The organism is Methylorubrum podarium, from assembly GCF_022179745.1.
Classification (GTDB): domain Bacteria; phylum Pseudomonadota; class Alphaproteobacteria; order Rhizobiales; family Beijerinckiaceae; genus Methylobacterium; species Methylobacterium podarium.
Window position 1 is genome coordinate 1 of the sequence record NZ_BPRD01000180.1, and the last position, 7,108, is coordinate 7,108.

Here is a 7,108-nt window from a genome sequence, read left to right on the forward strand (position 1 = left end):
TCGGTCCAGCCGCGCAGCTCCGAGACGGTGTGCTTGGCGAAGAAGCGCGGCGTCGTGCGCTTATCGGTCGCCTCCCAGGAGACCGCCTTCACGCCGTTCTCGCAGAACTCGAAGGAGGAGCCGTGGGCCGGGTCGCCCCAGGCGCAGCCGGGGCAGTCGAAGCCGTCCGGCTGGTTGGCCGAGAGCAGGGCCCGCGCGCCGGAAAGCGGGGCGCGGCTTCCCAACAGGAACTTGCCGCAGCTCTTCAGCGCGCCCCAGCCGCCCGCGGCGGAGGAACGCTTGAGGGGCCCGTTCGAACGGTCCATGCCGAAATCCTGGGGAACGCTGTGGTCGCAACCGCAGATAATCGCGCGGCGCGGCCCCTCACAATCGGGTTCGGTCGCAGTCCTCTCATGCGTTCAAAGCTTGGCTCGACGGGTAGAATGCATTGCTATGCATTAAGGGCAACTCTCGTCGGCATCATCGTTCACGGTGCGAGGTTCGCGGCCCCTTCGCCCAAGCCGGCGCCGGGCGTTCCCCCACGGCCCCACCCCGGTTTCCCATTTGCCGTTCGCGATAGCTTGGCCTTAAGAATTACAACCTCCGAGTGATCCGATCGCGTGACAGACGATCGGGTACATCCTCGCGGGAGACGGCGCCGGGTGGGGCGAACGAGGCTCGATCTGATTCGAATGGGCAATGCGGCGGGGGCACGCCTCGATCACGTTCGCCCGGTCGATCTCGCGCATTTCCACGTCGGCGGTGTGGTCTGGGTGCGTGCCGGTACGGGCGGCATCTCGACCTTCGCAAACCCGAGGCAAGATCGAGGACGATGGTGGCGATGACCGGCGGGCTACGATTACGGACCTCTCCTGCTCGTGGAGAACGATCATGGCGACCACTGGTCCTGGGAGCCAGGTGTTGATATGCCGTTGAGCGACTACAGATCGTTGCTCATGCAGGCGAATCTTCGGTTCCGCTGAGCGGGCAGCGATCGGGACGACGCAGCATGGTCAGACTTTCCGCCAAAGCTTTCCGATTTGCCGAGGACGCAACTCACGCCCTCGTCGAGGCGCGTGTCCTGCGGGACGGTCCGCGCGCGGCCTGGGAGAACTGGTCGAGCGAAGATCATACGGCCGCCGCCTATGTCGAGGTTCCGGATCCGGTGGCCGAGATCATGCGATCCGCCGTGGCGATGCGGGTCGATCAGATGCAGCGGCATTTCGACCGCGACGACGATCCCGACCCCGAGATCGGCAACGATCTGGCCTTTCTGCGCAACGTCCTGGTCGCGCTGAGCGCCGGCGGCTCCGAGACGCCGCAACAGGCCGGCCACTGAAGCCGACCCAACTCCCCTCTCCGGCTACGGTCTGCCTGCCAACTCCGCCGCGTCCCGCCCGACGACGGGCGCGAGGCTCGTCAGCCCTTCCGCGCGCAGCCGCTGGCTCAGCCCGCGCTTGATCGTGCCGACCAGTCCCGGCCCCTCATAGACGAGGGCGGAGTAGAGCTGGACGAGGCGGGCGCCGGCCCGGATCTTGGTCCAGGCGGCCTCCGCCGAGTCGATGCCGCCGACGCCGACCAGCGGGATCCGGTCGCCGACGCGCAGATAGGTCTCCGCGAGGAGCCGCGTCGCCGGGCCGAACAGCGGCCGGCCGGACAGGCCCCCGGTCTCCCTGGCGAGCGCGGATTCGGCGAGCGTCGCGGGCCGGGCGATCGTGGTGTTCGAGACGACGAGCCCCTGGATGCCGCGCCGGAGCGCCGTCGCCGTCATCGCGTCGAGCCCTTCGAGCGCGATGTCGGGGGCGATCTTGAGCAGCACCGCGGCGGGCGATCCGCTCGCGTCGCGGGCGGCGACGACGCGGGCGAGCAGGTCGTCGAGGAAGCCCTCGCCCTGGAGGTCGCGCAGGCCCGGCGTGTTGGGCGAGGAGACGTTGACGGTGATGAAGGCGACGTGCGGCGCGAGCCGCGCGGTGCAGGCGACGTAGTCGGCGAGCCGGTCCGGCGACTCCTTGTTGGCGCCGATATTGACGCCGACGAGGCCCCCGCGGCCGGCGCGGGCCTTGAGCCGGTCCGCCACCGCGTCGAGCCCCTCGCTGTTGAGGCCGAAGCGGTTGATCACCGCCCGGTCGCGGGGCAGGCGGAACACCCGCGGCCGCGGATTGCCGGGCTGCGGCCGCGGCACCACCCCGCCGACCTCGACGAAGCCGAAGCCGAGGCCGAGCAGCGCGTCCGCCACCCGGGCGCCCTTGTCGAACCCGGCGGCGAGGCCGACCGGGTTGGGGAAACGCTGCCCGAACACCTCGACGGCGAGCGCCGCGTCGTCGGCCGGCGGCCGGCGCGGCGGCAGCAGCGAGAGGCCGCGGATCGTCAGGTCGTGCGCCGTCTCGGCGTCGAGCCCGTGCAGCAGCGGCCGGGCGAGGGGAAACAGCGCGTCGATCATGCCTGCGGGATCTCCGACGGCGGGATCTCTGGGGGAAAGACGTGCCGCCCGTCCGCCCCGAGGGGCAGGTCGGCCACGGAGCGCACGGCGCTCAAGGACAGGTCGCCGTAGAGGTGCGGGAACAGCGCGCCGCCCCGCGACGGCTCGAAGCGCAGGGCGCCGCCGAGATCCTCGGCCTCGACCGCCACGAGCAGCAGGTCCGCCTGCCCGGAGAAGTGCCGGGCGGCGGTCTCGGCGACCTGATCCGCGGTCGAGAAATGGATGAAGCCGTCGGCGCGGTCGACCGGCGCGCCGGTGAAGCGGCCGAGCGCCTCGGCCTCCCGCCAGAGGCCGCGCGGGCAGATCTTGTAGACGAGGGCCATCCGATCTCCGGGGGTAAATCTTCCGGAGCGATAGAACGCAGGCCTGCCCGCGGCAACCGTCGCCATGAGTTACCGGATACGGGGTTCGCGCCTTCACCGAAGGCCGCTCAGATGCGACACTCGCCTCTCCGGATGCTCCGATTGCGTCCGGGTTCGGCGGGTTCTAGTTTCCTAACTTTAGGCCGTATGTCTCAACGGCACACGCGCCGGTTTGAGGCCGCTATGCTGTCGCACGAGCAGATCTGGACTGCGATCGACCGATTGGCCGAGCGCCACGGCTTCTCCGCCTCGGGTCTCGCCCGGCGTGCGGGCCTCGACGCCACGAGCTTCAACCGCTCGAAGCGGGTCGGGCCCGACGGGCGCAAGCGCTGGCCCTCCACCGAGTCGATCGCGAAGGTGCTCGCCGCCACCGGCGCCAGCCTCGACGACTTCCTGCACCTCGTCGATTCCGATCAGGCCCAGACCCGGACGATGGTGCCGCTGATCGGCCTGACCCAGGCCGGATCGGGCCGTCTGTTCAACGAGGAAGGGATTCCGACGGGCGGACCCGGCTGGGACGAGATCGAGTTTCCCGATCTCGGCGACGACCACGCCTTCGCCCTGGAGGTGCAGGGCGATTCGATGCTGCCGCTCTACCGCGACGGCGACGTGCTGATCGTCGCCCCCAATGCCGGCATCCGCAAGGGCGACCGGATCGTCGCCCGGCTGAACAACGGCGAGGTGCTGGCCAAGGAGCTGCGCCGCCGCACCGCCCGCACCATCGAACTGGCCTCCCTCAACCCCGATCACGAGGACCGGGCGGTCCCGCTCGCCGACGTCGCCTGGATGGCGCGGGTGATGTGGGTGCGGCAGTAGCGTTCGGCAGCGTTCGGCGCCTGACGCCTACAGGCCGGCCAGCCGGTGGGCCATGCCGAGGGCGACCTGGCCCGAGAGCAGGCTCCAGCCGCAGGCGATCATCGTCGCGATCATCACGAACGGGATCGGCCGGTGCTCGAAGCGACGGCCCCGCAGGGTGTTGCGCAGGATGATGAAGGGCGCGACCACCGCGATCATCGGCAGCGCGGCCAGCGCGGCGACGCCGCCAGCCTCCAGCAGCTTGAAGCTCGCCCGCCGGTTCGTGGCGAATTCGAAGGCGCTCGCGAGCAGACCCGCCAGCGCGAGGCCGACGACGAGCGCCTGAATCGATTCGATGGAAGAGGGGCTCAGGGTCATGACGCGACGCTCCTTCTCAGGATGTGACGCGCAATCTGGCCGATCGTTTACGACTTGTTAAGAAAGACGTTTCGTTAACGCTAACGCCGCCCACAGGCTCTGGCGCCGTTCCCGATCGCGTCGCGATCGGACACGGCTCCAAGTTCGTGTTTTGACGCGCTCTCTTGCGCCGAACCGGTATCCACTTTGGCGGAGAGCGCTCTGAGCCCGGGGCGGCGCGGAGATCCGTGATCGGGAGGCTCGCGGCGCCTCAGGCGTCCTCTTCCAGGTCGATATCGAGGATCGCCATCCGGAAGGTGAAGGAATCGTCGCCGTCCTCCTTGTCGTCGGCGAGCACGCCGATCGACTCGTCGCCGATGAACACTTCGGCGGAATCGCCGGTCTTCATCGCAACCACGCGGATGCTGGCGTTGGCGAACTTGCGGCGCAGGTAATCCTGCAGCTTGGCGACTTCGGTCTTGGTCACGCCGTCAACCTTCTTGCGAGGCGCTGCCGCCGGGACGCGCGATCCCGGCGGCAGCGCTGTGGGGGCTTCGGATGGTGGTCGGCGGCTTGCCACGTCGCGCTAGGGCAGGCAACCCGGCGGAGGCAGGGAGCGCGGCGTCAGATCCCGCCGGCGATATCGACGAACTCGCTCATCGCCACGAGCTGGTCCATGGAGCGGGCGGGCTCGGCACAGCCGGCGGCCCCGACGACCCGCGCCGGCACGCCGACGACCGTGGTGTGCGGCGGCACCGAGCGGAGCACGACGGAGCCCGCCGCGACGCGGGCGCAGGCCCCCACCTCGATGTTGCCGAGGATCTTGGCGCCCGCGCCGATCATCACGCCGCGGCGGATCTTCGGGTGGCGGTCGCCGCCATGCTTGCCCGTGCCGCCGAGCGTCACCGCGTGCAGGATCGAGACGTCGTCCTCGATCACCGCGGTGGAGCCGACCACGAGGCCGGTGGCGTGATCGAAGAACACGCCGCGCCCGATCCGGGCGGCGGGGTGGATGTCGGTCTGGAAGACTTCCGACGACCGGCTCTGGAGATAGAGCGCGAGGTCGCGCCGGTCGTGGCCCCAGTACCAGTGGGCGAGCCGGTGCGCCTGGATCGCGTGGAAGCCCTTGAAATAGAGCAGCGGCTCGATCGCGCGGGTCGTCGCCGGGTCGCGATCCATCACGGCGAGGATGTCGGCGCGCATGCTCTGGCCGATGCGGGCATCGTCCTGAAGCGCCTCGTGGAAGCCGTGCGCCACGAGTTCGGTCGGGAGCGAGGCGTGGCCGAGGCGGGTGGCGACGCGGTGGGCCACCGCCGCCTCCAGGCTCGGGTGGTTGAGGATGGTCGCCACGAAGAACGAGGCGAGCTGCGGCTCGTCGCGCACCACCGTCTCGGCCTCGGTGCGCACCCGCGTCCAGAGCGGATCGACGATTCCGGCGATCCCCTCGCGCCCGGAAGCCGGGCTGAGCGACGGACTGGCGGACATGCATTCCTCCTCGACGGCGCGGATTGTCGATCCGGCCTCAAGGCCGCGACGCGGGTCGCGGCCGGCAGCGTGTTCTCGCCCCTTCAGCGCGGCGGGACGGATCGTGCCGCCGAACGGGACGCTCGGATACGACGCGTATCGCGAGAACGGCGCGGGAGAGAAGCATCTTCGCTCGCGCCGGGTTCAAGCCATACAGCTTGGTGTCGCCCGGCGCCGCATCAAGAGGCCGTGTCCCACCCTGCGGCGGATGGCGCCGCCGCGGTCACGCGGCCGGGCGCTTGCCGCCGTTGTCGTTGCCGCTGACCTGGGTCTCGATCACCTCGATCAGGCGCGCGGCCATGATCTCGACCGGCACGTCGGAGGTATCCACCACGGCCGAGGCGCGGGCATAGAGCGGCTCGCGGCTGAGCAGCACGGCGCGCAGGTCGTCCAGCACCCAGGCGGGATCGCCCTTGCCCTCGACATGGCCCTGGTCGCGCACCCGCTGCAGGTGCTCCTCGGGCCGGGCCTGCAGCCAGATCGTGTAGAAGGATGAGAGCAGCAGATCGTAGGTCAGCGGCTCGGCGACGATGCTGCCGCCGGTGGCGAGCACCATCGGGCCCGGCTGCTCGGCGAGGCCGCGCAGGGCCTTCTGCTCCAGCCGCCGATAGCCTTCCTGACCGTAGATCGCGAAGATCTCGCGCACCGAGAGACCGTTCTCGCGCTCGATCTCCGTGTTGAGTTCGACGAAGCGCCAGCCGAGATGGGCGGCCGCCATCCGGCCCAGCGTCGACTTGCCGGCGCCGCGCAGGCCCACCAGCGCCACGCGGCGGCGGACCGTGCGCGCCTCCGCGCCGGTCGAGCCCGCGAGCGCCGCCTTGGCCAGGGCGATCTGGTCCGGGTTCGCCTGGTCGAGCAGGTCGCGGATGACGCGCCACTCGGAGGACGCTTCCTGGCTCGAGACGAGATCGTCGAGCCGCATGCCCATCGCGTTGGCGACGCGCCGCAGCAGGATGATCGACACGTTGCCCTGACCGCTCTCGAGCTGGGCGATGTAGCGCTCGGACAGGCCCGAAGCCTGCGAGAGCAGCTTGCGCGACAGCCCGCGCACCGTCCGGGCGTGGCGCACCCGTCGGCCGAGTTCGTTCAGGAAGCTCGCCTCTTGTTCGGCCGCGTCGGTCATGGCCACACTCACCTCATCGTCCTTTCCGACGCCCGCCTCTATCCGAATCCATGCCGGGTGTCCCCAACGGGCCCCCTGCCTCTCGCCCGGAACACCGCCCCCTCGTCCGGTGTCCCGGCCGAGCGATGCCCGCTGCAATACGCGGGCCGGAGCGCGCGGGTATGGCGGGAGGAGGCGCACATCTGGAGACTGGCAGGCTGCAGCGCAACCCGTTTCCCAAGCGTGGCATCCATGCACACTCGCCGGTGGATAATATATGCTATCCCGCAATGCGGTATATGGCACTGCGAAAAATCACTCCGTCAACGCGACCCCCTCGAACAGGGTGCGCCCGAGCGGATCCGTCCGGAAGCCGTTCACCGCGCGCCGGATCGCCATATGGACGACGGTGTGGGCGAGCGGCACCCAGGGCGCGGCCTCGCGGAAGCGGGCCTGCGCGTCCCTGTAGAGCCGGGTGCGGACCGCGCGGTCGTCGGTGCGGCGGGCGAG

General features: G+C 70.1%; 8 protein-coding genes and 2 pseudogenes. 2 read left to right on the forward strand and 8 right to left on the reverse strand.

The genetic code is table 11. The annotated features are described in order from the left end of the window. Positions 1–305, reverse strand: a pseudogene (locus MFF42_RS09625) (CbbBc protein); the annotation flags it as partial. 683 nt (positions 306–988) lie between these two features. Here MFF42_RS09625 and MFF42_RS09630 point away from each other — a divergent pair. Beyond that, entirely contained in the window at positions 989–1,318 is a 330-nt protein-coding gene (locus tag MFF42_RS09630) for a hypothetical protein (protein ID WP_238255538.1), read from the forward strand. Positions 1,319–1,342: 24 nt separating this feature from the next. Here the strand turns inward: MFF42_RS09630 and MFF42_RS09635 are convergent, their stop codons facing one another. Together MFF42_RS09635 and MFF42_RS09640 are read right to left on the reverse strand one after the other, a co-directional pair. Then, complete coding sequence (locus MFF42_RS09635; RefSeq protein ID WP_238255539.1) at positions 1,343–2,419, reverse strand: quinone-dependent dihydroorotate dehydrogenase; 1,077 nt, start codon at positions 2,417–2,419, stop codon at positions 1,343–1,345. Next, on the reverse strand, positions 2,416–2,781 hold the full coding sequence (locus MFF42_RS09640) for a DUF952 domain-containing protein (protein ID WP_238255540.1): 366 nt from the start codon (positions 2,779–2,781) through the stop codon (positions 2,416–2,418). Before MFF42_RS09640 ends, MFF42_RS09635 begins: the two co-directional genes overlap by 4 nt. 222 nt (positions 2,782–3,003) lie before the next feature. Here MFF42_RS09640 and MFF42_RS09645 point away from each other — a divergent pair, with 222 nt between their 5' ends. Further along, entirely contained in the window at positions 3,004–3,636 is a 633-nt protein-coding gene (locus tag MFF42_RS09645; RefSeq protein ID WP_238255541.1) for a S24 family peptidase, read from the forward strand. A gap of 27 nt (positions 3,637–3,663) precedes the next feature. Here MFF42_RS09645 and MFF42_RS09650 read toward each other — a convergent pair whose 3' ends face one another. The 5 genes and pseudogenes from MFF42_RS09650 to MFF42_RS09670 form a co-directional block, all read right to left on the reverse strand. Next, positions 3,664–3,993, reverse strand: coding sequence for a DUF6949 family protein (locus MFF42_RS09650; protein ID WP_238255542.1), 330 nt, complete (start codon positions 3,991–3,993; stop codon positions 3,664–3,666). 250 nt (positions 3,994–4,243) lie between these two features. Beyond that, complete coding sequence (locus MFF42_RS09655) at positions 4,244–4,459, reverse strand: DUF3126 family protein (protein WP_003604163.1); 216 nt, start codon at positions 4,457–4,459, stop codon at positions 4,244–4,246. A 137-nt stretch (positions 4,460–4,596) separates the two neighbouring features. Continuing rightward, complete coding sequence (gene cysE, locus MFF42_RS09660) at positions 4,597–5,457, reverse strand: serine O-acetyltransferase (RefSeq protein WP_238255543.1); 861 nt, start codon at positions 5,455–5,457, stop codon at positions 4,597–4,599. Between the two features lie 262 nt (positions 5,458–5,719). Further along, positions 5,720–6,667, reverse strand: coding sequence for a helix-turn-helix transcriptional regulator (locus MFF42_RS09665; protein WP_283206867.1), 948 nt, complete (start codon positions 6,665–6,667; stop codon positions 5,720–5,722). Between the two features lie 246 nt (positions 6,668–6,913). After that, positions 6,914–7,108: pseudogene (locus tag MFF42_RS09670) on the reverse strand (ABC transporter substrate-binding protein); the annotation flags it as partial.